Origin of the sequence: Natrinema sp. H-ect4, from assembly GCF_041894845.1 — an archaeon.
Taxonomy (GTDB): Archaea; Halobacteriota; Halobacteria; order Halobacteriales; family Natrialbaceae; genus Natrinema.
Map to the genome: position 1 here is coordinate 169,479 of NZ_JBHDYC010000004.1, position 25,097 is coordinate 194,575.

General features: G+C 65.7%; 17 protein-coding genes and 1 pseudogene. 8 read left to right on the forward strand and 10 right to left on the reverse strand.

The features are described from left to right. The first annotated feature begins 187 nt into the window (after positions 1-187). Positions 188-1,027, forward strand: coding sequence for a VOC family protein (locus ACEWFR_RS07810; protein WP_374060494.1), 840 nt, complete (start codon positions 188-190; stop codon positions 1,025-1,027). 75 nt (positions 1,028-1,102) lie between these two features. On the opposite strand, the gene ACEWFR_RS07815 is transcribed toward ACEWFR_RS07810, so the two are convergent. Then, positions 1,103-2,764, reverse strand: a complete 1,662-nt coding sequence (locus ACEWFR_RS07815; RefSeq protein WP_374060495.1) for a hypothetical protein — start codon at positions 2,762-2,764, stop codon at positions 1,103-1,105. 239 nt (positions 2,765-3,003) lie between these two features. Between ACEWFR_RS07815 and ACEWFR_RS07820 the strand changes: the two genes are divergently transcribed. Together ACEWFR_RS07820 and ACEWFR_RS07825 are read left to right on the forward strand one after the other, a co-directional pair. Continuing rightward, the gene (locus tag ACEWFR_RS07820) at positions 3,004-3,786 is read left to right on the forward strand and encodes an ABC transporter ATP-binding protein (RefSeq protein ID WP_374060496.1); all 783 of its coding nucleotides are present in this window, start codon (positions 3,004-3,006) and stop codon (positions 3,784-3,786) included. A gap of 118 nt (positions 3,787-3,904) precedes the next feature. After that, positions 3,905-4,147: a hypothetical protein gene (locus tag ACEWFR_RS07825; protein WP_374060497.1), complete on the forward strand. Its 243-nt coding sequence runs from the start codon at positions 3,905-3,907 to the stop codon at positions 4,145-4,147. Between the two features lie 110 nt (positions 4,148-4,257). Here the strand turns inward: ACEWFR_RS07825 and ACEWFR_RS07830 are convergent, their stop codons facing one another. Then, positions 4,258-4,629, reverse strand: a complete 372-nt coding sequence (locus tag ACEWFR_RS07830; protein ID WP_374060498.1) for a cupin domain-containing protein — start codon at positions 4,627-4,629, stop codon at positions 4,258-4,260. Between the two features lie 202 nt (positions 4,630-4,831). Here ACEWFR_RS07830 and folP point away from each other — a divergent pair, with 202 nt between their 5' ends. Then, complete coding sequence (folP, locus tag ACEWFR_RS07835) at positions 4,832-7,420, forward strand: dihydropteroate synthase (protein WP_374060499.1); 2,589 nt, start codon at positions 4,832-4,834, stop codon at positions 7,418-7,420. Positions 7,421-7,544: 124 nt separating this feature from the next. Beyond that, positions 7,545-7,937: a hypothetical protein gene (locus ACEWFR_RS07840; protein ID WP_374060500.1), complete on the forward strand. Its 393-nt coding sequence runs from the start codon at positions 7,545-7,547 to the stop codon at positions 7,935-7,937. Positions 7,938-7,985: 48 nt separating this feature from the next. On the opposite strand, the gene ACEWFR_RS07845 is transcribed toward ACEWFR_RS07840, so the two are convergent. From ACEWFR_RS07845 to ACEWFR_RS07855, 3 genes are read right to left on the reverse strand one after another with little or no spacing between them, the layout of a single operon-like run. Next, a complete protein-coding gene (locus ACEWFR_RS07845) occupies positions 7,986-11,798 on the reverse strand; it encodes a UvrD-helicase domain-containing protein (protein WP_374060501.1) in 3,813 nt (1,270 codons plus the stop codon). Beyond that, complete coding sequence (locus ACEWFR_RS07850) at positions 11,791-12,891, reverse strand: hypothetical protein (protein WP_374060502.1); 1,101 nt, start codon at positions 12,889-12,891, stop codon at positions 11,791-11,793. Before ACEWFR_RS07850 ends, ACEWFR_RS07845 begins: the two co-directional genes overlap by 8 nt. Then, entirely contained in the window at positions 12,884-15,205 is a 2,322-nt protein-coding gene (locus ACEWFR_RS07855; RefSeq protein WP_374060503.1) for a hypothetical protein, read from the reverse strand. The genes ACEWFR_RS07850 and ACEWFR_RS07855 overlap by 8 nt, the downstream gene beginning before the upstream one ends. A 236-nt stretch (positions 15,206-15,441) precedes the next feature. Here ACEWFR_RS07855 and ACEWFR_RS07860 point away from each other — a divergent pair, with 236 nt between their 5' ends. Beyond that, a complete protein-coding gene (locus tag ACEWFR_RS07860) occupies positions 15,442-15,846 on the forward strand; it encodes a CBS domain-containing protein (protein WP_273741472.1) in 405 nt (134 codons plus the stop codon). 91 nt (positions 15,847-15,937) lie between these two features. On the opposite strand, the gene ACEWFR_RS07865 is transcribed toward ACEWFR_RS07860, so the two are convergent. The 5 genes and pseudogenes from ACEWFR_RS07865 to ACEWFR_RS07885 all read right to left on the reverse strand — a co-directional run bounded on the left by ACEWFR_RS07865 (position 15,938) and on the right by ACEWFR_RS07885 (position 23,090). Next, the gene (locus ACEWFR_RS07865) at positions 15,938-16,324 is read right to left on the reverse strand and encodes a hypothetical protein (RefSeq protein ID WP_374060504.1); all 387 of its coding nucleotides are present in this window, start codon (positions 16,322-16,324) and stop codon (positions 15,938-15,940) included. A 146-nt stretch (positions 16,325-16,470) separates the two neighbouring features. Further along, positions 16,471-16,890: a hypothetical protein gene (locus tag ACEWFR_RS07870; protein WP_374060505.1), complete on the reverse strand. Its 420-nt coding sequence runs from the start codon at positions 16,888-16,890 to the stop codon at positions 16,471-16,473. A gap of 100 nt (positions 16,891-16,990) precedes the next feature. After that, on the reverse strand, positions 16,991-19,954 hold the full coding sequence (gene uvrA, locus ACEWFR_RS07875) for an excinuclease ABC subunit UvrA (protein WP_374060506.1): 2,964 nt from the start codon (positions 19,952-19,954) through the stop codon (positions 16,991-16,993). Between the two features lie 222 nt (positions 19,955-20,176). Continuing rightward, positions 20,177-21,681, reverse strand: a pseudogene (locus tag ACEWFR_RS07880) (glycosyltransferase family 2 protein). After that, the gene (locus tag ACEWFR_RS07885; protein ID WP_374060507.1) at positions 21,678-23,090 is read right to left on the reverse strand and encodes a DUF2334 domain-containing protein; all 1,413 of its coding nucleotides are present in this window, start codon (positions 23,088-23,090) and stop codon (positions 21,678-21,680) included. Before ACEWFR_RS07885 ends, ACEWFR_RS07880 begins: the two are co-directional and overlap by 4 nt. A 452-nt stretch (positions 23,091-23,542) precedes the next feature. Here ACEWFR_RS07885 and ACEWFR_RS07890 point away from each other — a divergent pair, with 452 nt between their 5' ends. Beyond that, positions 23,543-24,046 (forward strand): hypothetical protein, encoded by a 504-nt coding sequence (locus ACEWFR_RS07890; protein WP_374060508.1) that lies wholly within the window; start codon positions 23,543-23,545, stop codon positions 24,044-24,046. A 116-nt stretch (positions 24,047-24,162) separates the two neighbouring features. Further along, complete coding sequence (locus ACEWFR_RS07895; RefSeq protein WP_374060509.1) at positions 24,163-25,092, forward strand: ribonucleotide reductase; 930 nt, start codon at positions 24,163-24,165, stop codon at positions 25,090-25,092. Positions 25,093-25,097 lie beyond the last annotated feature (5 nt).

Genomic DNA, 25,097 nt, shown 5'->3' on the forward strand with positions numbered 1-25,097 from the left:
CCGTATACGGTCGGCTCGAGTTCGGTGATCTCGCCGATCAGTCGTCGATTTCTTCTGCCAGTATTTTGACCATCGGACGGACGTCGTCCGTTCACGCGAGACGACGGCCCGGTAACGCCGGTGTCACGTAGTAATCTCGCCGTCCGCAAAGACACATATAGCGCTCTCTCGAAAATGATATGAGACGATGGCTGAATTCTCTCTCCTTCCGGATACGGCTCGGATCGGCCGTACCGCGTTGCTCGTGACTGATCTCGATGGGATGATCGATTTCTATCGAGACGTCGTCGGCCTCTCGGTTCTCACGCGGCGTGAGACGACGGCGACGCTCGGCGTCGGCGAAACACCGCTGCTCGTCTTGGATCGCGACGAGAGCGCATCGCCCAGGGGCCACGACCAGGCGGGACTCTTCCACAACGCGTTCAAAGTCCCAACGCGGACCGCGCTCGGTGCCGCACTCGAGCGGATCCGCGAGCGCAGGCACTTAGACGGCGCGTCCGATCACTACGTGAGCGAAGCGCTGTACTGCACCGATCCAGAGGACAACGGCATCGAAATCTATACCGACCGGCCGCGAGCGGAGTGGCCGCGTGCGAGCGACGGGACGATACGGATCGGAACGGCCCCGCTCGATCTCGAGGACGTCGCCGCCCAGTCGGACGGAAGCGCGGACGCTCCCGCCGGAACGACCGTCGGACACGTCCACCTGGAAGTGTCCTCGATCGACGCGACGCGGGAGTTCTACGTCGAGACGCTGGGATTGACCGTACAGACGGAGGCGCAATCGGCGCTGTTCCTCGCGGCCGGGGACTACCATCACCACCTCGGGACGAACGCGTGGAACGGCCGGTCGCAACCGGCGGGCGGTCGCGGACTCGCGTGGTTCGAGTTCGTCGTCCCGGACGACGAGACGCTCGCGACCGTTCGCCGCCGTCTCGACGACGCCGATGTCGCGGTCGGCGACCGGACCGACGGCCTCGAACTCACGGATCCGGACGGGATTTCGATCCGAATTCGGGCAGCATAGGTTCGATCCGAATCCGGGCAACGTAGCGTCACAGAAAGAGGTCGATCCAGCGGGTTGCGATCCGAGACAATGTGCTCACTCGAGCGCGTACCAGTCGAAGCGCTCTACTGCATAGTGATAGGCGACGACCGGCGCGAGCAGTCCCGCGATCAGGACGATCCAGGAACCGACGGTGATGGCGCGGGCGGAGATCGAAACGTCGGGAAGCGGCGTCCACGCGGAAACCGACGAGACGAAGCCGGCGATCAGTTCGGGGGCCTCGAGATACAACACGACGGCGGAGACGGCGGGTAGCGCGATCGCGAGCGTGTAGACGACGAACGCCGTCTTGCTCGGCATCACCGCCTCGCGCTTGTTGGTGAGTTTGACGCTACCAAAGCGGGGAAACGCCGAGCCGACCCCGGCGGCCAGCGCCGGCGTGACGACCGCGCCGACGACGGTACCGGCGGTCAGCGCGGCGGTGTGCTCGAGCGAGAGCGGGCTGACGAGTCCGAATGCGAGCGACACGAGGAGGGCGAGCGGAACGGCGACGAGCGCACCGGCGAGCATGCGGCCGCGGATCGCCTGCCGGCCGGTGAGCGTCGACGTGATAACGGCGGGCAGGGCCGGTCCGAGGTCGCCAAGCGGGTTGAGCGTGAACAGGACGCCGGCCGCCCAGACCACGTACAGACAGAACATGACGGCCATGAACGAGGGGACCGTGCCGCTCTCGATGATCTGCTGGATGAAGCCGAGCGCGCCGAGCAGCGGGTAGCCGGCGTACGCCAATCGGATCGGCGCTCGCTTTGTCCGCCGAATCGCCGTCACCGCCACCGTCCGGACCGGCCTCGAGACGGTTCCCGGGAGGAGGGTACTGAGTCGGTCGGACGACGTCTCTTCGTCGATCTCCTCGTCGTCGGTGCGAGCCGGATCCGCGAACCAGTGGCGCTGTGCGGAGGGGACGCCGGCGACGAAGGTGAGCCCGACGAGGAGGGCGGATCCGGCGAGCGCACCGGCGATGCCGACCATCGACGGCTCGATACCGGGGACCCCGACCAGCAGCAGGTGGCCGGGCCACCCGAGCGGGCTGGTCTGTAACGTCGTGAACAGTGACCACATGACCACGTTCAGTCCGCCAGTCGCGATCGCGCCGAAGTAGACGACCCAGAACGCGGCGAACAGGAGCGTTCGATACCGGGCGACCGGCTCGTAGACCGTGATCAGGTGACGGACCCAGATGCCCACGACGAATCCGACGGGGATGGCAGTGAGCAAGAGAAGGGCGACCAGCAACGGTGCGACGAGTACCGGAAGCACCGTCCCCGCGCCGGACGCGAACGCGGCGGCGAAAAGCACCGTGAAGGGGAGCAAAACGGCCGCGTAGAGTGCGGTTTCTGCGGCGACGATACCGACGACGGTGTTCCGGACCGCCGTCGACAACAGGAGAAAGGCCGGTTCGTCGACGTCGGCGACGGTCGTCACGGTCCGCATGATCGACATCATCACCAGGAACACCCACAGGACCGCAACGCCGCCGGTCACGTACTCGGTCACCGTTACGGCAGTGTCCGCGGTGAGGGATGCGGCGGCGGCCTGCTCGCCCAGTTCGGGCAACAAGAAGAGTCCGACGGCCGTTATCGGGCCGAGCACGACCAGCGCGACCACTGCTACCATGAGCAGTTTCGTCCGACTGCCGACGACCGCCCGGACGGTCCGTCGGAGCTCGGTTCCGGCGACGGTAGCGGACGCGTGAGCCATCAGGACCCACCTCGACTCGAGCGGTCGAAAGACGAAATGGCAGCGTGCATAGTCGAATCCGCGTCGTGCTGCCAGTAAACCCTTTGGATTTCTGTCATCCGATTCCGTCGGTCGGCTCGGTCGAGTCGTTGTCCCGCATCGGAGGCCGTCGAGTCGGACGCTCTCGCGCCCGCCACAGCGGTCGCCGACGGCGATTGAACATGACATACCTTTAATTATACGCCGACGAAAGGACGCGTATGAGCCCTGTCGACGCCCTCGCCATCGAAACCGACGGACTGACGAAACGGTACGGCGAGACGACCGCCGTCTCCGACCTGACGATGGACGTCGAGCGGGGAACCGTCTACGGGTTTCTCGGTCCGAACGGGGCGGGGAAGACGACCACGATGCGGATACTGACGACGCTGACGAAACCGACAGCAGGGACGGCCCGCGTCGCCGGCCACTCGATCGGAGAGCGCGAGTCCGTTACCCCACACATCGGCTACCTCCCCGAGGACCCCCCAGTCTACGACGAACTCACCGGCCGGGAACAACTCGAGTACGCCGCCGGCCTCCGCGATATGCCCGACGCGGAGGCGAGCGAGCGCATCGAGTCGCTGCTCGAGCGCTTCGACCTGCTGGCGGACGCGAACAAACGCATCGAGGACTATTCGAAGGGGATGCGTCAGAAAGTCGGCGTCATCCAGGCGGTGTTGCACGAACCCGATGTCGCCTTCCTCGACGAACCGACCAGCGGACTCGATCCGCGCGCGGCCCGGACCATGCGGGACACGATCGCCGATCTCGCCGATCGAGAGATGACGATCTTCCTCTCGACGCACATCCTTCCCGTGGTCGACGAACTCGCCGACGAGATCGGCGTCCTCCACGACGGGAAACTCGTCGCCGAGGGTGATCCCGAGACGCTCAAGACCCGCGCCGAGACCGGCGACGCCCGAAGTCTCGAGGACGCGTTCCTCGAGATCACCCGCGACCACGGCGAGGAGGGACTTCCGAGGGAGCAGGCTGCCGAGTGACGCACACCGACGAGACCGCACGAGATAGGTGTAGAGTAACGCAGCTTCGCTCTGTGCTGTTCGACTCCCGTACGTTTTAGTGAATGGGTATCGTACTGTCGTCCGGTGGTGAGAATCGATGATGCAGAGAGATATCGCTGGAATCGATGGGGTCGATCGATTCGCCGATCACTTCTCGACGATCGACCGATACGATCTCCTGCTCGGCCTGATTCCGGCCGCGTTCGGCGTCGCCGGCCTCGCCGGGCGCATCCTCGATCTCCCCCTCGAGGCGACCCTGCTCTGCGGCGTCGCCGTCGCCTCGCTCGCCCTGTTCGACGGGCTGTTCGTCCGCCCGCCAAACGGGCTGCAGGGCGCGTGAGTCTCGTTCGTCGCGTCCGGATAGCTCGCGACCGAGCGATCGGTGACTCTGGAGTAACAGCCCTGCAGCACCCGGACTTTCGATAGCGACGCGTATTTTTGTTCGACGAATTACGGGTCGAAGACTCCGCGCTCGAGCCCCTCCCGGACGGGGTCGTGCTCGGCGTCGGTCGGCGGCGGACTCGTGACGAGCAGCGCCTCGAGTCGCTCGTCCTCGCTCGCGCGAATCCCCCGGTCGACGTTCGCCTCGACGACGACCACGTCGTCGGGACCGACCGCGTGTTCCGTCTCGCCCTCGCGGACGACGCCGGTGCCGGATCGGACGCAGATCGTCACGTCGCTGCCGGGGGCGTGAACCGGAATGAACTGTCCCGGTTCGAAGTAGCCGAGGACGACCTTCATCCGGTCGCTCCGGAAGACGGGTTGGGTACTGAATCGATGCTCGTCGTACGTCCGTGCGGTGTCGAAGTCGGTTACTGGCATCCGCGACCACCGCCGACTGGGCTTCGTGGCTCGTCTCGAGACATACCCGAACGGAGGATTTCGGGCGGGGTCGGTCTTCTCCCGAACATATCGGGCCTCGGCGGCGCTCGATTCTCGAATCCGCCGGTCGGGTTGAATGGGCGAGAGCCGCGACCGTCTCCGAACAGAATACTCAAAAACGATCGGATACTCTGGTACCCATATGGAGTATCACGAGGCGGCGGACTTCCTTTTCGATCTGCGGCGGTTCCGCCCGAAGCCGGGCACCGAGTCGACGGCCCGGCTGCTAGCCCACCTCGAGGACCCTCACGAAACCGTTGATTTCGTTCAGATCGCCGGCTCCAACGGCAAGGGGAGCACGGCTCGAATGCTCGAGCGGGCCCTGCGGGAGGCGGGCCACTCCGTCGGCCTCTACACCTCGCCACACCTCGAGGACCTCCGCGAGCGGGTCCGCGTCGACGGCCGAAAGATCCCACAGTCGGCCGTTTGCGAGTACGTCGAGGCGGTTCACGAGTACGCCACCGAACGAGCCGCCGACGGCGAGTCCCCCACCTTCTTCGAGGCGATGACCGCGATGGCGCTGTGGCACTTCGGCCGCGAAGACATCGATATCGCCGTCCTCGAGGTCGGCATCGGTGGCAAGTACGACGCCACCAGCGTCGTCGATCCCGTCGCGAGTGCGGTCACGAGCGTGACCCTAGAGCACACGGGGATCCTCGGCGACACCGTCGAGGAGATCGCCCGCGACAAAGCCCACGTCGTCCCCGAAAACGCACCGCTCGTGACGGGCGTCACCGGGAGCCCGCTCGAGGCGGTTCGCGACGTCGCCGGCGATGTCGTGACCGTCGGCACGGAGCCGTCGGGCGACGCGAGCGACAGCGACGATTGCAGACCGGACGTCCGCGTCGCCTACGGCGGCCGGACGAACCACACGGAAGCCGCCGTCTCGATCGACACCGGCGACTGGGACCTCGAGACGCGGATTCCGCTGCTGGGCGAACATCAGGCCAAAAACGCCGGCATTGCCGTCGCCCTCGCCCGGCAGGTCGGCGATGTCTCCGACGCCGACCTCGAGCGCGGGCTGCGAAGCGCCCACTGGCCGGGCCGGTTCGAGGTGATGGATACCGGACCGCTGGTCGTTCTGGACGGTGCGCACAATCCGGGGGCCTGTGAGGGACTTGCGAAAACGCTCGAGACGTACGAGTACGACGACCTCCACGTCGTCTTCGGTGCAATGCACGACAAGGATCACCGCGCGATGGCCGCCGCGCTGCCCACGCTCGACACCGTCGTCGCGACCGAACCGATGCTCGATCGCGCCGAAGACCGGGCGGTCCTCGCGGACGTGTTCGCCGACGCCGGTGCCCGAACGGTCAGAACCGAGACAGCGGTTCAGGACGCCCTCTCGACCGCTCTCGGGGCCGCTGGGCCCGACGACTGCGTGCTCGTCACCGGCTCGCTGTTCGCGGTCGCGGAGGCCCGTTCCCGATGGACCCGGACCGACGTTCCCAAACGCGTCCGGAACCTCGCCGACGCCCGCGACGCGCTCGAGGGGGCGAACGTCGCCCCGGGCGAGGTCGAGCGACTGGACGGTGACGCCGTCCACCGGGTCGTCAGGACGGCGCTGCGGGACGGACAGGCGACCGTTCTCAAGGAGGAACTCCTCCGACTCGGGGGAGAGTGTGCCCTCTCCGGGCTCGAGCGGGACGACGAGGCCGTCGACGCCGTTCTGATGGGGACGCTCGCTCAGTTCGAGGCGCTCGTCGAGGCGCTCGAGGAGCGCCCCCAGCCACACGGGCTGGCCGACATCGTGCGGGAACTTCGGGACACCCTCGCGCTCGAGGCCGACGCCGATATCGGTGCCGAGAGTACGACAGCCAACACCGGGGACGGGGACGAATCGACGCAGCCGCCGAGCCGGACGGCAGGACGGTCCCGTTGGTCCGGCCGCTCGGACACCGACGCGAGCGAGTATCCCTGGGCCGACCGGACGGCCGTGATGGGCATCCTGAACGTCACCCCCGACAGCTTTCACGACGGCGGCGAGTACGACGCCCTCGAGGACGCCGTCGCTCGAGCCGAAGCGATGATCGACGCCGACGCGGACGTGATCGATATCGGCGGAGAGTCCACCCGACCGGGTGCGGCTCCCGTTTCGGTCGAGGAGGAACTGGACCGGGTCGTCCCCGTCATCGAGCGGATCGCCGACCTCGACGCGCACATCTCGGTCGATACCCGACGGGCCACGGTCGCCGACGCGGCGCTCGAGGCCGGTGCGGACATCGTCAACGACGTCTCGGGGCTCGAGGACCCCGAGATGCGCTTCGTCGCCGCCGAGCACGACGCGGGGCTCGTGGTGATGCACAGCATCGACGCGCCGGTCGTGCCCGATCACGACATCGAGTACGACGACGTGGTCGCGGACGTGATCGATCACCTCTCCGAGCGGGTGTTGCTGGCCGAGAAGGCGGGGCTCGATCGAGCGCAGATCATCGTCGATCCCGGCATCGGTTTCGGCAAGTCCGCTGCCGAGAACTTCGAACTCCTCGACCGGATCGACGAGTTCCACGCGCTCGGCTGTCCGGTATTGTTCGGCCACTCCCACAAGTCCATGTTCGCACGGATCGGCCGCGACCGCGACGAGCGACTCGAGGCGACCGTCGCTGCCACGGCGCTGGCGTCCGACCGCGGGGCCGACATCGTTCGCGTCCACGACGTCCGCGAGAACGTCGCCGCCGTCCGGACGACGCTGGCGACACGCGATCCGCAGCAATTCGAGTGGGACTCGTAATCGGCGCGCAGCGAGTCGTACTCGGCCATCGACTACCAGCAACGGCGCGACCGTGGCAGAGAAGACGCAATAATTGGTTGAAGCGTCGATACAATTTATCAGAGCGGAAACCCGAGACGAGACCATGAGTCTGGGCCAGACCGTCTGGGGCGAACTGGAAGAACGCTACGGCACCGATCTGCGCGTCGTGATCCGGTATCACCCGTCGGAGTTCGAGACGTATATGCGGGACGACATTCGAGAGCAGTACACCGAGACGGAGCTACGGGAAATCGTCGACGACGCCATTATCGAACAGTTGAGTCTCGACCGAAAAGAACAGGCGATCAAGACAGGGGGCCTCCACGGCGTCGTCCAGATCTTCGATACCGCGTGGGTTCTGTTCTGGCCCGATACCCTCCACACCAAATCCGGGTTCATCGTCTCCCTCCAGCGAGCGCAGTCGTCGATCGAGATGGATAGCATCGACGACGTCGATCGATTTCTGAACGAAGAAATCGCTCCATCGATATCGTGAGTCCGTTCGCGAGCCCGACAGCGTCGTACCTGCGGTTCCGAGTTCGACTCAGTCGTCACCCATTCCATCGGTCTCGGGCGTGTACTCGTCCGGTCCACAGCCCAGCGACCGGTGCGGACAGTGCCGACAGTGCTCGCCCGGCGTCGTCTCCGCGAACGACGGCTCGTCGACCGTCTCGAGCGTCTCCCGGACCGCCTCCCACGGCGGGAGATCGGCGGGCTCGAGGAGGTCCACGCGGGGACCGTCGTCTCCGTCGAGGTCGCCGACGTACACGTAGCCCGCCGCCGCGATCGGTTCGTCGAACCGGTCCTCGCAGGCCCGACGGTAGAGCGACAGCTGCACGGCGTCGGCGGGCGCGATCCGCTCGGCGGTGGCCTTGTAGTCGAGGACGGCGAGGCCGCCGCCGGGCAGCCGCCGGATCGAGTCGACGTAGCCGACCACGTCACCCGTCACGCCGACGACGTCCTCGAGCGAGAAGGGGAGTTCCGCAGCCAGCGGTTCCCACTCGGCGATCGGCCGAGCGAATTTCGGGACACCCGCCTCGAAGTAGCGGTCGACACAGGCGAGGACGGCCTCGCGATGCTCGAGCAGGTTCCGTGCGGTGAGCTGTCTGACGGCGGCGTCGCGCCACGCTTCGCGGGTTCGGTACTCGCGGTGGAATGCCTCCTCGGCGACGTCGTGGAAGACGGTGCCGACGAGCCGCGACGCCGAGTCGTCGGCCGCTGCGGGCGTTCCGCCGTTCGTCTCGGTCGGCGAGGTGGCCTCGACGACCACCTCCGACGAACCCGCATCACCGATATCGGCTGCCGCGAGCGGATCGTCGAACGCACGAACCGCGTGATCGAGGTAGTGTTTCCGGGGGCAGGTCTCGTGGGTGTCCATCGCGGAGTAGCTGTGTCGCATCGCGACCGGCAGTTCGGTCGCCGACGCGAGCGTCTCGACCGGGAAGCGGACGGTGTCGGTCGTCAGCGCGGACGGTCGGCGACCGCTGGGCACGCGGATCTGCGGCCCCTCATCTCTCCCATCTTCGCCGAGATCGCCGCCGTGGCTCGCCGCGTCGGCTGCAGGCAACAGCGTGCCATCGCGGAGCTGCCGGCCCAATCGATGGACGGTCTCGATCGCCGCTCGAGTCTCGAGCGGTTCGACGGGTCGGTCGTCGTAGTCGGCGTAGTACGTGATCGTCCCCGGACTCTCGCCGGCCGAGGCAGCGATCTCGTCGGTTCGGTCGACCACGGTTTCGGGGTAGGTCTCCTGAACCTGCTCGAAACTCTCGGTCAGCGACGACCAGAGATCCATCCGCTGGCCGGTCACCGACCACTCGATGTCGCTCGCGAGACAGGCCTCGGCCGTCGAGGCGGCGAGTTCGTCCTCGTCGCCGTCGTACTCGTACTCGGAGCCGAACAGGAACAGGTGGTTCTCGGCTCGGGTGAGCGCGACGTGGAGCACGCGCCACTCCTCGCCGACCCGCTCGGCGGCGAGATCCGCGAGCAATGGCGAATCGACGTCGGCGTCGAGCGTTGCAGCCAGCAGCCGGTATCGGGCCCGCTCGACGTAGTCGCCGTCGACGCACCACTCCTCGTCCGTGAGGTAGGGGGCGAGGACGGTGTCGAACTCGAGGCCCTTGGCCTGGTGAACAGTCATCACGTCGACGCTGTCGGCGGACCGGCTCCCGCGGGTTCGATCGTTCCCGCCGCCCCGAAGCGTCGCCGCGAGCGCGTCGACGAAGTCGGTCGACAGCGACTGGACGACGCCATCGGAATCGTAGGCCTCGACGAACCGCTCGAGGCGGTCGAACTCCGCCCGCTCCTCGCTCGTACAGAACCACTCGATCCGAGTGAGCTCCCGGAACCGGCGGACGAACCCGGAGAGGGGATAGACGTCTCGGAACCGCTCGAGCGCCTCGAGATGGTCTCGCACTCGCTCGATTCGGTCGGCTCCCTCGAGTTCGAGCGCATCCATATTGGAGTCCATCACGGCGTCGTACAGCGACCCGTCCCGCCGTTGCAGCGTCGCGAGATCGGCCTCCGTGAGCCGGTACCGGTAGAGGAGGACGCGACGGAGATGGGCATCCGCGTCCGGCTCGACGAGGGCCCGGAGATACGACAGCACCGTCTCGATACCGGGCGAGACCTCGCCGCGGGGCGAGCCGGATATTTCGTAGGGGATGCGCAGCTCCCGGAGTTCGTCCGCGACTGCCTGCGCGTGACGGTTGGTCCGGACGATGACCGCGATATCGCCCAGCGAGCGCTGGGGAACGTTCGCGGCCTCGCCGTTGAGCAGCCGCGAGACCGTCGTCGCGACCTGTTCGGGCGTCGACTGGGGGACCTGATCGCTCTCGACTTTGACGACGCGGTCCGGCGGTTCGTCCTCGTCGTAGGTGCCGGCCGTTCGGCCGTCCTCCCGGAGCGTCTTCGAGGACTGCGGGCCGTACTCACAGGCGTTGGTCAGGTCGAGGATTTCCTGTCTCGAGCGGAAGTTGAGCTCGAGTTCGATCGCCTCGTGGTCGTCGTAGGCGTCGGCCAGCCGGTCGAGTCCCTCGCGGTCGGTGCCGCGCCAGCCGTAGATTGCCTGATCCTTGTCACCGATCGCGAGCAGGTCCGGCCGGTCCGGGCCGTCCGTGAGTTCGGTGAGCAGCGAGAACTGAGTCGCGTCGGTGTCCTGGAACTCGTCGCAGTAGACCTGCGTCCACTGGCCGGTGATTTCGTCGGCAATTGCCGCGTCGTCCAGTAAGCCGGTCGCCGTCCGAACCAGCTCGTCGAAGTCCAGCACCCGCTCGGTCTCGAGGGCGTCGTGGTACGCCGCGTAGACATCGGCGTAGTGGCGGGCCAGCCGGAGGAACTCGACGTAGTGTTTCAGGCGACCGAAGGGGGTCTGTTCGATCCGGCTCGTGGCCGTCCCCCAGATCCGGTTACCGAACAGCGCCCGCGGCAGGTGTTTCGTCGTCGTGTCGTCCAGCGAGAGCGCCTCGATCGTGTTCGTCACGCACTGCTGGAGGACCCGGAGGTAGCGATCGACATCGCGAACGAAGTCGTCGTCGCGGAAGGCCGCCGGCGCTTCCGCGATCTTCTCCCGGCAATACGAGACGAGTTTGCCGTAGTCGATCAGCGACTCCCGGGCCGCCTCGCAATGCTCGTCCCGATTGAAGTAGCGAAGCGCTTCGTTGTCAAAAGACAGCGCCTCGCCGGCGGTTCGCTCGAGCCAGAGGACGAACTCGTTGCACAGCTCGAGGGTGCGCACCGGCGGCAGTCCCGACTGCAGCTGTTCGGGTGTGATGTTCTCCTGGCTCATGGACTGGATGAACCGGTCGACCGCGTCCGTGAGATCGGTCGGCGAGCCGTCGTTACGTCTCGAGGCGGCCGCGAAGCCGTAGTCGTTTTCGGCGAGCAGCCGACCGATGAGCCGCCGTCGCGTGCGCTCGGTGACGACGTCGAACTCGGGCGAGTAGCCCAGGTAGTAGGCGTACTCGCGGACGAGCCGGTAACAGAAGGAGTGGTAGGTGTAGACGTCGATCGCCGCCGCCGCATCGGGCTCGAGTCGCTCGGAGACCGCCGCGCGGATGCTTGCGGCGGCCTCGTTCGCGAAGGTCAACACGAGTACGTCGTCGGGATCGACATCACCCCGCTCGATGGCGCGCTCGATCCGGACGAGCATCGTCGTCGTCTTCCCGGTGCCGGCCCCCGCGTCGACGGAGGTACAAGCCGCGCGGCTGTCGATGACCGCCTCCTGGTTACCCCTGGGCTCGAGGGCTGCGGCGGACGCGAGGCCGGAGAGATTCGCAGTCTCGAGATCGTCCTCAGTCGGGCCGGCCCCCGGATCGAGGGTCCGTTCCTCACCGCCGTCCCGCGGTGATTCGTTATCCATCAAAGCGCACCTCCGCCGCGATGTACTCCTGACAGCAGACGGTGTACTCACAGTCTGGACAGGAGTTGTCCGCGATCCGGTCCCACCGATCGGACGGATCGAACGGTCCCGATAGCAGGCTCGTAGCGACCGCCGCGAGTCGATCGTCGACGGTCCCGTTTCGATGCTCGTGAGTCATTCCGAAGGTATGGTGATCGACGTAGACATCAGTTAGATCGACGATTTCGAGATTCGTTTCGACCGTCTCGCGGACCCAGTTCACCGCCGTTCCCGACCGATCGGCCAGCGGGATCTGGACGTATCGGCAGGTTCGGTCGCCGAGTTCGAGCCGGTCGCGGAGGTCGCGGAGTCCGTCGAGGACGACGGCGGTCTCGAAGAGCGCGCCGACGGGATCCGGTTCGAACGTCGCCGATTCGGTGTCGAAGTGCTCGGTAAAGAGATCCTCGACGTCGCCCGCCCAGTCGGATCGGTAGCGCAGGAGACCCAGGGGTGCGAGCGTCGGAACGAACCGGACGCCGACGATCGACGAGCCGTCGCCGTAGACGTAGTCCACCGCGGTGTCGATCGTTACCGCGTCCGAGTCGGCCGTCTGCGTCGATAGCTCGATCGTACTCGAGAGCGGGAGCCCCGGTCCGATCAGTTCACCGCGGGCGGCCTCGGCGTCCAGCCGTGCGATCCCCGCGGCGTGATCGACCCCGACGCGCTCGAGGTACGCCGAAAGCGTCGCCTCGAGCACCCGCCGTTCGTGACGGCGCTGGGCGACGGAGTGAAAGCGCTCATCGTACTCGTTCCAGCGAGCCGAGAGTCGATCCCGGGCGGCGCTCTCGAGTGACTCCCGTTCCGTCTCGCCGCTTCGGAGCGCGTCGCAGAGAGCGCTCCGCAGGAGGGAAACGCGGTCTTCGACGGTGCGGTCGTCGTCGCTGCCCTCGAGGCCGTGGACGTGTGCGAACTCGTATCGGCGGGGGCAGTGCAGGGCGGTCCGGAGGCCGTCGACCGACAGCGAGGGAGGGGCTGTCACGGTGTCGGCGTCGTCGGTGTTGGCGGGGTTGGCGTCATCGTCGGCGGCGTCGGTGTTGGCGTCGGTCTCAGTCATTTCGGACCACCTCGCCCGCGGCGAACTCGAACTGCGAGCGGACCGCTTCGGCGAGTTCGCCGTCGATCTCCCCCTCCTCGAGCACCACCGCGATCTCCTCGAACAGCGCCTCGGTCTCGCCGAGATCGGCCTCACCGCCGGTACTGGCCTCCTGGAGCACGCGCTCGAGTTCGCCGCGGGGCTGGGCGAGGAGCGCCTCGAGGGCGTTCGTCTCGCCGTGGATCGCCGCGTCGGCGGCGGCGTCGACGTCCTCGAGTTCGAGTCCGGGCGTCGCGTCGATCAGTTGCAGGTAGCGTGACTCGTCGTAGCTCCGGCGCAGGCCGCCGGCACCGCGCTCGTAGGAACAGCAGTAGAGGGCGCGTTCGGCGGCGCGGGCACCGAGCGCGAGCCGCCGCCGGGACCGCTGGGCGTGGTAGGTCTCGAAGGGGTCGCCGATATCGGCGGCGTCCGCAGAATGCTTTGCGTTCTGCTGGGTTGCGGAAGACGATTCTGTCGTCTTCCGAACGTCGAGCGTCGCGAACGTGGCCGCGATCGACTCGGGCGACGGATTCGTCACCGCGGGATAGGCCGGCATTTCCCGGAGCCACGCCGTCGGAAAGAGCTGCGTGAGGAACTGCTCGCCCGGGTACGTCTCGTCGATCAGATCCAGCAGGAAGACCGCCTTGCGCGAGTCGTACTTCAGGTCGTCGACGTCACAGACCGTGACGCCGCCGGTCGGCGGCCGCGTCTCGACCGCGTGGACGTAGGGCGCGTCGTACTGGATCGTCCGCCGGAGCATCCGGCGCAGCCCCTGCCAGTCCGGTCCGACGAGGTCCGTCTCCTCGACGAAGTCGGCGATCTCGAGAACCCGACGGACCCCCTCGTACTGCTCCCGGGCGTCGACCCACGCTTCTTCGCGGGCGATCCGCCCCTTGAGGTCGGTGCGGCGGATCCATCGCTCAAGTGAGCGACGGACGCTCACGCCGGCGGTTTCAGCGAGCAGGTCGGTCGAAAAATCGGGGGTTCGGGCCCGGAGTCGGTCCAGGGAGACCGCTCGCGGATCGCTCGCGTCCCGCGTCGGCTCGGCGGGGTCGATCCGCTCGAGCCCGTCGCCGTCGCGCTCCCGTTCGCACTGGCAGGTGACGACCGCGTAGAGTTCATTCACCGCGGGATCCTCCGCGAGCGAGGGGGTGCCGATCGTTGCGGTCGGGACGCCGGCGTCGCGGAGCCGCCGCCTGGTCTCGGGAACCCGTTCGATCCGCGGAACGGCGACGGCGAACTCGTCGTAGGACCAGCCGTGGCGGTCGCGAAGCGACTGGATCTCGGTCGCGACCGCCCGGATCTGCTCGCGGGCGGTTCCAGTACGGATGCGTCGTGCTCTGCCTCTCGAGTCTGCGTCCGGTGGCCCCGCTCCGTCGCCGACGGCAGCAGATCGAACCGGAGAGTCGCCCGTGGCGAGAAATCGCGCGATCGGCTGGTGTGGCGGCTCGGTGTCGGTATCCCCATTACGCACTGTTTCGGGCTCGAGCGTCTCGACCGCGAGTCCCGCGTCGGTCGCGATATCGTCGATGCGGCCCGGCTCGACGCGCGTCCGTTCGACGCTGGCGTGTCGTTCGCCGACACAGACGAGATCCGCATTGCGTGTAAGCGCCGCGAGGTACCGCCGATCGAGTCGGCGATACTCCTCGAACTCGACGGCGAGAACGGCGTCGAACGAGCCGGTGACTCGCGTCCGGAGTTCGTCCGCGTTCGCCTCGAGTCGCTCGACGGCCTGCGGGATCACGTCGGCCCGTTCGACGTACCCCCGGTCGTCGATCTCGGCGTGGAATCGGTCGTTCATCGCGTACAGAAAGGCGAGACAGTCGTAGGGATCGTCGAGGTCGTCGAGTCGGATACGTTGGCGAGTCGCCTCGAGCAGCAGTTGTCCGACATCGCGTGCGAAGCTCTCGTGGGCGGCGGCGCGCTGGAGGTAGTCGGGAACCGATCGGCTCGCGCCGTCGATCACCAGCGAGATGAGCTCGATCCGCTCTTCGTACTCGAGGCGGGACAGCGTCGGATCGTACTCCTCGATGGTCTTCGAGGCGTGTTCTGGGAGCGACTCGACGCGGGGAGAATGGGGACCGCCGTCTGCCTCCCAAAGGTCGACATCCGCGAGCGCCTCGGTCAGGGGCTCGAGCCCCGCCGGATGCCGTTTCAGGACCAGGACGTTTCGAGGCCCGTACTCGGCGGAGAGCGTCGCGTACTCCGCAGCGATCGCTGCGAGCACGTCGGTACTGGGCCCGGGTGCGGGGAGGAGCGTGCACGATCCGTCGAGAGTGGGCGACGCGGGGGCCATCAGTCGGTACGTCACCGAGTAGGACGGAGTTCCTATTTAAATTACGGCATCAGCGCAGCGACGGGGCTTCACGACAGCGGCGCGACGACGCTTCTCACCCGCCCGTTCGGCCGGATCGAACGTGCGATCGCTTCGCTGTGGGTATCGCCGCTGCGATTCCGATCGTCGTCCGCCGCTCCGGGTCCGCCCGAATCCGCTCCGACAATCATTATAGTGAGTACCGAGTACTGTCCCGCATGGACGATATTTTCGTCGCTCGAGTCATGTCCACGTCGGTACGGACGGTGGCTCCGGACACGCTCGTCGAGGATGCCGCCAACACGATGCTCGACAACGGAATCGGGTCGGTCGTCGTCGTCGACGACGAGAACCAGCTCGAGGGGATCCTGACGACCACGGACTTCGTGCGAATCGTCGCCGAGCGCCAGCCGAAGGATCGAACGCCAGTCTCGGAGTACATGAGCACGGGCGTCGTCACGGCATCGGCCCAGGATAGTATCCGCGACGCCGCGGACGTAATCGTCGAGCACGACTTCCATCACATCCCCGTCGTCGACGAGGACGAAGGCGTCATCGGCATGGTCACGACGACGGACCTAGCGGGGTACGTCTCGCGCGTGCAGTCGCCCAGTCCGGAGTAATCGGTCGACCCGTTCCGAACGGGTGGATTCGATATCGGTGGCTCGAGGGATCGGGATCCCGAGACCGACGAGAGTCGCCGGCAGCGGGTGATCAGCGCTCACCAGTGACCGTCTCGTCGGTCGTCTCGAGGTCGGTATCGGAGGAAGTGCCGTCTTCGGCGATCCAGCGGACGATTTCGTCGAGGCGATCCCGGAGCGTCCGGGCTTCTGTCGGGGTCAGTTCGACATCCGCGTGTCCCGTTCCGTGGTCGCCCGCCATCGCGTCGATACTGAGAACGACGCGGTTCCCGTCCGTCGATTCGGGCCGTACCGACACGTCGGCTCGGTCCGGATAGTCCCGCGGCGGGCCGACCTCGAGGTCGGTTTCGCCGCGCGTAACGCCCACTCGGACGCGCTCAGAGTGCTCGAGGTCGAACGAATCCGTCCGAGCCTCTTCGGTCACCGTCGGCTCCTCGCGAGGTGTGGGTTCCTCTGGCATACGTGACGGTTGTCCGGCGGTCACCTTGGTTGTACTCCCGGCCAGTTTTATCGGGACACGGTATCAGACGGACGACTCTCCGTCAGTTCCGGCGCACCCGCGGCCCGCCAGACGGGTGCGCCGATACACCGGTACAGGAGGCCGTCTCAGTCGACGACGAACGTCTCGTCGTCGATGGACGCACCGCCGACCCAGCACTCGCGGGCGAACCACGCGAAGTAACCGACCACGCCGACCGTGAGAACGGCCTCAAGCGGGCCGAGACCGGTGATGGTCTCGCCTGCGAGGAGGCCCGCGACGCTGACCGCGGCCCACCCGACTGCCAGCAACGCGATGGCGATCGCGGCGACGCGAGGCCAGCCGAGAGTGGTCGACCCGATCGACACCCGTTCTCGGCGTCCGGCGACGACCATCGTACTCCCGACGACGCCGAGCCACGAGACGAGCAGGAGTAGCGAAGGGGTCGTCGGCACGCCCAACGCGGCGACGAAACTGGCGGCCAGGAGAAGCGTCGCGACGCCGCCGCCGGTGAGCCCGCGACGAATAATCGCCTTTCGCCTGTTCATGCGACGATAGTCGTTGGCTCCCGCCGTTAACGATTCGGATCGCGGGCGGTACCGGCTGACGGCTTTCGCCGTCGCCGCGAGACGCAATTCGGCCCGCCGATCAGTCGTCGTCCATCGGCGCGCTCACGGGTTCGACGCGCTCGCCGCGCGGCCCGTCGAGATCCACTTTCGGCAGCAGGTCCCGCAGATAGCGACCGGTGTGGGAGTCCTCGAGGCGAGCCACGTCCTCCGGCGTGCCGGTCGCGACGATTTCGCCGCCGTTCTCGCCGCCCTCGGGGCCGAGGTCGATGACGTGATCGGCGTTTTTGACGAGGTCGAGTTCGTGCTCGATGACGGCGACGGTGTTGCCGTTGTCGGTCAACCGGTGGAGCACGTCGATGAGTTTGCGCTCGTCCGCCGAGTGGAGGCCGGTCGTCGGCTCGTCCAGCAGGTACAGGGTTTCGCCCGAGTCCTTCTTCCCTAACTCTTCTGCGAGTTTGACCCGCTGGGCCTCGCCACCCGAGAGGGTGGTGGAGGGCTGCCCGAGCGTCATGTAGCCGAGGCCGACGTCCTGCAGCAGTTCGAGCCGCCGGCGGATCTGGGAGTTGGACTCGAAGAAGTCGGCGGCCTCCTCGACTTCCATCTCGAGGACATCGGCGATGGTCTTTCCCTTGTAGGTGACGTCGAGCGTGGCGTCGTTGTAGCGCGCGCCGTCGCACTCCTCGCAGGGGACGTAGACATCGCTCAGGAAGTTCATCTCGATTTTTACCGTTCCTTGCCCGCCACACTCCTCGCAGCGGCCGCCCTTGACGTTGAAAGAAAACCGTCCCTTCTCGTAGCCCCGCTGTTTCGAGAGCGACGTCGAGGCGAACAGCTCCCGGACGTAGTCGAAGACGCTGGTGTACGTCGCGGGATTGGAGCGTGGCGTGCGGCCGATCGGCGACTGGTCGATCAGGCGCACGGTTTCGATCTCCTCGAGCCCCTCGAGGGCGTCGTGCTCCCCGGGAATTACGGACGTGTTGTCGTTCATCTGGCGGGCGAGGCCCTTGTAGAACACGTCGTGCATCAACGTGGACTTTCCGGAGCCCGAAACGCCCGTAATGGCGGTAAAGCACCCGATCGGGATGTCCACGTCGAGATCCTTGAGATTGTGCTGGCGCGCGCCGCGGATCGTGAGGGCACCGTCGGGATCCCGGCGCTCGTCGGGAACCGGGATCTGCTTGCGACCGGAGAGGTAGTCGCCGGTGATCGATCCCTCGGTCGCTTTGACCTCCTCGACGGAGCCGTTGGCGACGACCTCGCCGCCGCGCTTGCCGGGGCCGGGCCCCATATCGATGACGGCGTCCGCCCGTCGCATCGTCTCCTCGTCGTGTTCGACCACGAGCAGGGTGTTGCCGAGGTCGCGCAGTTCCTCCAGGGTGTCCAGCAGCCGGTCGTTGTCCCGCTGGTGGAGCCCGATCGAGGGTTCATCGAGCACGTAGAGGACGCCGACGAGCCCGGAACCGATCTGCGTTGCCAGGCGGATACGCTGGCTCTCACCGCCGGAAAGCGTCGAGGCCTCGCGGTCGAGCGTGATGTAGTCGAGGCCGACCTCGCACATGAATCCGAGCCGCGCCCGGATCTCCTTTAAGATTTCCTCGGCGATCACCTTCTCGCGCTCGGTGAGGTCGGCTTCCATCGACTCGAAGTGCTCGCGGGCGTCGCCGATGCTCATCGCGTTGATCTCGGTGATCGAACTGTCGTCGACCAGCACGGCGCGACTCGCGGGCTTCAGCCGGGTGCCGTCGCAGGCCGGACACGCCGTGGCCGACATGTAGTCCTCGATGTGCTCCCGCGTCGAGTCGGAGTCGGTCTCGAGGTAGCGCCGCTCGAGGTTGGGGATAACGCCCTCGAAACGCTTTTTCTTCCGGCGGGTGCCGTTCTTGGTGCGCCGCTTGAACAGCACCTCGCCGTCCGTCCCGTAGAGAAACGCCTGCTGGATATCCTCCTCGAGGTCCTCGAAGGGCGTCGACAGCGAGACGCCGAAGTGCTCCGCGACTGCGTCGAGGCGGGTCTGGTAGTACGACCGGTTGTAGCTCCAGGGCTCGAAGACGTGCTTGAGCGGCTTGGACTCGTCCTGCAGAACGAGGTCCTCGTCGACCTCCTTGGTTTCGCCCAAGCCCTCGCACTCGGGACAGGCGCCGTGGGGCGAGTTAAAGGAGAACGACCGGGTCTCGATTTCGGGGATGTCGATCCCGCAGTGCGTGCAGGCGAGGTCCTTCGAGAATTCGACGACGAAGCGATCGTTCTCCTCGGTCTCCTCACCGAGCGCGCCGGTCCGGCGAGCCTCCTCGCCGAGATCGGCGGCGACTTCCGCGGACGCCTCCGGCAGGATCACTTTCAGGACGCCCTCGGCCTCGTCGAGCGCCGTCTCGACGCTGTCGATGATGCGCGGGCGGTCCTCGGCGCTGACCTTCACGCGGTCGACGATCACGTCGACGGTGTGATCGAAGTTCTCGTCGAGGTCGGGATCGTCCATCGTGAGGTCGTACTCCTCGCCGTCGATCTCGACGCGGGCATAGCCCTCCGAGACGAGTTCCTCGAAGAGGTCCTCGAAGGCTCCCTTCTGGTCGCGGACCACCGGCGCCGCGAGTTTGAGCCTGGTTCCCTCGGGCAACTCGAGGATGCGCTCGACCATGTTCTGGGCCGACTGTTCGCCGACCTCGCGACCGCAGTCGGGACAGTGGGGCGTGCCGACGCGGGCGTAGAGCAGGCGCAGGTAGTCGTGGAGTTCCGTGACCGTCCCCACCGTCGAACGGGGGTTGTTCGCGGCGTTCTTCTGATCGATCGAGATGGCCGGCGAGAGCCCCTCGACGGTCTCGACCTGGGGCTTGTCCATCTGCCCGAGGAAGTTTCGAGCATAGGCCGAGAGACTCTCGATGTATCGGCGCTGCCCTTCGGCGTAGACCGTCTGGAACGCGAGCGAGGACTTGCCCGAGCCCGAGAGGCCGGTGACGACGGTAAAGGCCTCTCGAGGGATCGAGACGTCGATATCCTTGAGGTTGTGTTCCTCCGCACCACGTACTTCGATGGTGTCCTTGCTCATCGTTTGATCGCAGAGCGGGACTGTCTGTCCTGTCGGGACGGTTCCAGATTCATTGTATCTGAGTCAGTGGCCGGAAGGCCTTAACGAGTCTGAAAGCACACTGGCAAGCTACGTGCTAGCAGCGAACATATACGATGCCAAAATCGCCCGAAACGACCGCTACTCCGCACGGAGACGCCCGGCCCGCGCCGCTCGAGACCCGAAACGTCGTCAATCGCACCGTCAATCGCTCCGTCGATCCGACGGCGTTTCGTCGGGGGGAGTGGTGGCTGTCCCGTCCCGCTGTTCGATCCGCGACGCGGTCGTCCACTCGAGTTCCGTCTCCCTGATGACGTCGACGATGCTTTTCACCATCACGAGGTCGTTGAACTGTTTATAGCCGAGGACGAACAGCGGCGCGTAGCCGAGATACCAGTAACTCTCTCCCTCGATTCCGAGCGCGAGCGCGTTCAGGAGAACCACGAGCGCGGTGTACGCCGCGAACAGCAGTAGAATCTCTGTGACGGCACTCGTCAGGACGATAACGGCAATGACACCCAGAATCACCCAGCCCGCGATGGGCGTAAAGATCATCAGCACGAGGGCGAGCGGGATGTGAATCCGACGGACGTAGTGATTCTCCGGCGGAACGGTACCGAAGAGGTGCTTCTTCAGCGTCATGACGTTTCCGCGGTACCACCGGAGGCGTTGCTGGTACAGGTCCCGCCACGTATCCGGCGCTTCGGTGTAGACGACCGCGTCACTGAACCGGACCGTATACCCCCGGTTCAGTACCTTCATCGTCGTATCGAAGTCCTCTGTCAGCGTGTGCGGGTCGAACGCGTGTACCTCATCGAGTGCAGACCGACGGTACGCGCCCAGACAGCCGGGAACGATCGAGACGGCGGCGAGCTGGTCGTATACCCGCCGAAACAGGTTGATACTGACGACGTATTCGATCGACTGACACTTCGTCACGAACGAGTCCCGGTTGAATATTTTGACGTTGCTGGCGACCGCACCGACCTCGGGATCCGCCGCGAGCGGGGCGACGATATCGCGGAGGGCGTCCGTTTCGACGATGCTGTCCGCATCGACCGTGACGATGATCTCGGTCTCCGTAAACAGGAGGCCGTAGTTGAGCGCGGAGTACTTCCCGCCGTTTTCCTTCGAGACGACCTGACGGTATCGGACTCGTAGCGGCGGGCCTCCTCGTAGGTATCGTCAGTACTGCCGTCGTCCACGACGACGATCTCTTTCTTCCCGGCCGGATACTCCGCCTCGAGCAGGCTCGTGATGGTTCGGCCGACGTATCCTTCCTCGTTGTACGCCGGGACGAGTACGGTGACCGCCGGAAACTCGGAGACATCGTCGAATTCGCCCCGCGACGTTATCGCCTGATAGAGCGCGGTAAACGGGATCACCCAGTAGCCGAAGACGACGACGAGCGCGCCCAGGTGAACGAATCCGACGACGGTGAGCGGGACCCACCCGAGGACCACCACACCGACGGTACAACACGCGAGGACGACACCGAGGGTCGCCGGTGAGAAACGCCGTCGGTACGCGGGCCGATGCGCCACGACGTAGTAGGTCCAGCCGAGATACGCCGCGAGCACGGCCACGTAGATCCCGATCGTCATGCGGATCTCGGGAGACAGGTTCCACGCGATCACTCCGTAGGGGATACTCGTCGCGAAACAGACGAGTCCCAGGCCGAGATCGCGCCTCGACAGGTCTCTACTCATCGTGCATCGGCCGCGAGTGACACTGCCGCTCGCGATCCGTTTCGGTCGCTCGACCGTGCCGGTTCCGTTTCGTTTTCGTCCCGCTGTTCTTTGACTCGCCACCCGGTCTCGGTCCGCTCGAGGAGTCCGTGTTTTTGCTTGTGAGCGAACTCACCCACGGTCATGAACGCGACGTCGTCCCTGGATTTCATGTGTCCGATGAGGCCGCGAAGCGTCTCCAGTTCGGCGTCAGAGGTAAACGCCTGGTAGTGCAGCATCTGTACGTACAGGTCCCCGTTCCGGTAGGCGTCGTCGAACTGCCCCTCGAGGGAGGACTGGGAATAGAACTCGTTCGTCGTCCAGTTCCGGACGAACGAGTTGGTGTTCGGGACGTGGACGGTCCCGTTCGCAGTGAACGGATCAGTCTCGTTGTAGTACTCCGCCGTGAACCAGCCGCCACCGGAGACGGCGGTGTACCCCTCGTCGGCGAGCGCACGGGCGGTCGCGTTATCGTAGGTGTTAAACGGCGGAACGAACGTCATCGGCGTCTCATCGACGCAGTCCCGCATCGCGGCCGTTCCCGCTCGGATCAGCGCCGCCTGTCGGTCCGGTGGAAGTCCGCCGAACTCGCTTCCGCCGTTAAATTCCGTCCGTCGTTCGTGCGTGTATCCGTGCAGCGCGTATTCGAACGTCTCCGGATGAGCCCGCTGCTGTTGCTGGAGATACTGACAGAGCTCTCCGTCGGATCGGGCCGGAATAACGCCCTGCGTCACGGGAACGCCTTCGTCGATGAACACCTGATCGACGTCGCGCATGACGTCCGCCCGGTAGTTCGGCTGAATATCGTCGTTTCGAAAGATGACTATCGACCGGTACGAAGACCAGGTCATCTCCACCGGCACGGCCAGGTCGGACGCGTTTATCGACTCGAGTGACTCGGGCTCAGGTGCCGTTCCGACTGACGCAGGATCCTCCTCAGTTGCGGCCTGATCGGGTTGAAACACCGATGGCCCGACCGCAGCGATGGCTGCCGCGGAGACGAACGCGACGAGGACGAGAACGAGCCCGACGTGCCGTCCCCATCGGTGCCAGGACGACGATGTCGTAGTGAGCCGCGAGCGGACGTTTTCGAGGACGGCAGCGGCTTCCTCGTGAAACTCATCGTCGTCGGTCGACACACCCCGTCGAGCCTCCCCGAAATTGCAGCCACAGTCGTCGCACGTATACAGCGTGCCGCCGGCGACGTATTCGACATCGTCGTCGCACTGCACCCCGCAGTCCGGACAGGTGATGTCCTCGCCCGTGTGGAAATCGGCCCGTGGCTTGATCGCCCCACACGACTTGTGTTCCATGACTCGAAGACGCAGTACCGCCGACGACCCACAGCGTGGACACGTCTGACGCGGTGCTTCCCCCTCTCCCTTACTCATACTCGGAACAACCAGAAAGACTACCCTTGTAATAACCCGGCTACCTCCTCCGAAAGCGAAATTGACCGGCTATCACAGGGCCCTCGTCTCGCACAGGGTGTGAAAATATTATATTGCAATAGTTAGAATGTTTCGTACAGTAATAGCTGTTGGAAGACTGAGTACGGAGCGCATACACGACAACCACCGCCCAGACCCGATCGGTTAGCATGCCGCTCGAGTCGTCGCGCCGACAGAGTGAAACCGGCTCGAATACCAAACGTAACCGCCGTTACCGGCCGTTAGGACGGTATTGACGAGGAGTAGCCTCCTGCTGAACGACACGCTTCGAGCGCGAGCCACCGAGGTGGGTGCTCCAACCGATCGGTCGATCCGTTCGACGGCGAAACGGGGCGGCCGCGACGGTCGATGCTGTCCCAAAGTATCTTCGGCCGGAGGCACCAAGGGGACCTATGAGCGACGACGCCGCGGACGCGCTCGCGGTCGACGAGTTCGTCGAGTACTGCCGGACCCAGGCCGGCCTGCTCTCGGGACGCGTCGAGACGATGGGCGAAGAGGCCGACGAACTGCTCGACGAGATCGACCGCGAGATGGCCGAAATCAGATCGCGGCTCGAGACCCTCCCGGACGAGGTGCCCGCGACCGAAACGCCGTCGACCGCGGACGTCCCGGCGACGAGTGAGGTCGACGTCGCGGCGATCGAGGAGTTACAGGAGAAACTCGAGGAGAAGCAACTCCTCGTGGAGGCCAAACAGGCCCGAATGCAGGCGTTTCAGGAACTGGCCGCTGGCTATACCGAGTTGGCCGAGGATCTCCCTTCCGAGGCGGCGAACGGGCAAGAGGCCCTGACCAGTATCGTCGAGTTCGAGGCCGACGCAGACGCGCCGGCGTACTTCGACGAGCGGGAAACGATGGTCGAAGCAGCGGCTTCATCGGCCGATTCGGAGACCGAATAGCGGATCGATAGCGCGGACATAGAGTAGATCGATCGCCGTGCTACTGCTCGTTCGCGATTAGTCATACGTGATACCCACCCGAACGTTCATTTGTCATCGTATTGTGATGGCAACACATGGCAATCGACTACAGCGAGCGCGAGAAATCGTACGAACTCTATCGAAAGGGCAAGCGAGAGGGGACGTGGGATCCCGACGACTACGACCTCGAGGGGGACCGGGCCGACTGGAAGCGATTCTCCGAGGCCGAACAGCATCGATTCCTTGCGACGTGCTCGGGGTTTTACGACGGCGAAGAGGACGTCACGCGGACGCTCGCGCCGTACATGATGGCGCTGGACGCGCTGCCGAACGACGAGATGCCTTTCGACACCATACAAGAGGAGCTATTTCTGGCCCAGCAGGTCTACGAGGAAGCCAAACACACCGACCTCTTCAGCCGCTATTTCGAGGAGGTCTTCGGCACGCAGGAGACGGCACCGTACCGCGAGGGCGGCTATCAGGAGCAGGGGTACAGCACGGACGACCTCTACGACACTGCGGACGACCTGCTGGCGGCGGTCAACGGCGGCGATCGCACCGATCTCGTCTACGCGCTCGGCGAGGCCTACCTGAACTATATGGGTATCGTCGAGGCGCAACTCGCCCGCGGCGGCTACCTCAGCTTCGACCAGATGATCGAACTGAAAGCCGAAGAGATGGGCCGGGACGTCGTCCTCGAATCGTTCCAGACGGCTATCGGGAAGGTCCGCCAGGACGAGACCCGACACATCGAGAACGGACGCTGGGTCATGAAACAACTGGCCGAGGCCGAACCGGACATCGTCGCGGACGTCTACGAGCCGCGCATCGAGGAGTACGTCGAAAATCGATTGCTAGCGGGTCCCCTCTACGACGAACAGCCGTTCGAGGGCTACGACCAGCGCAAGATCGGCAAACAGGTCATCCAGTACCTGCAGGACACGATCGACTACATCGGTGCCGATCGATTCGAGCAGTACGGCGACGTTCGAGCCGTCCTCGAGGAACGGCAGGCCGCCGACTGAACTGG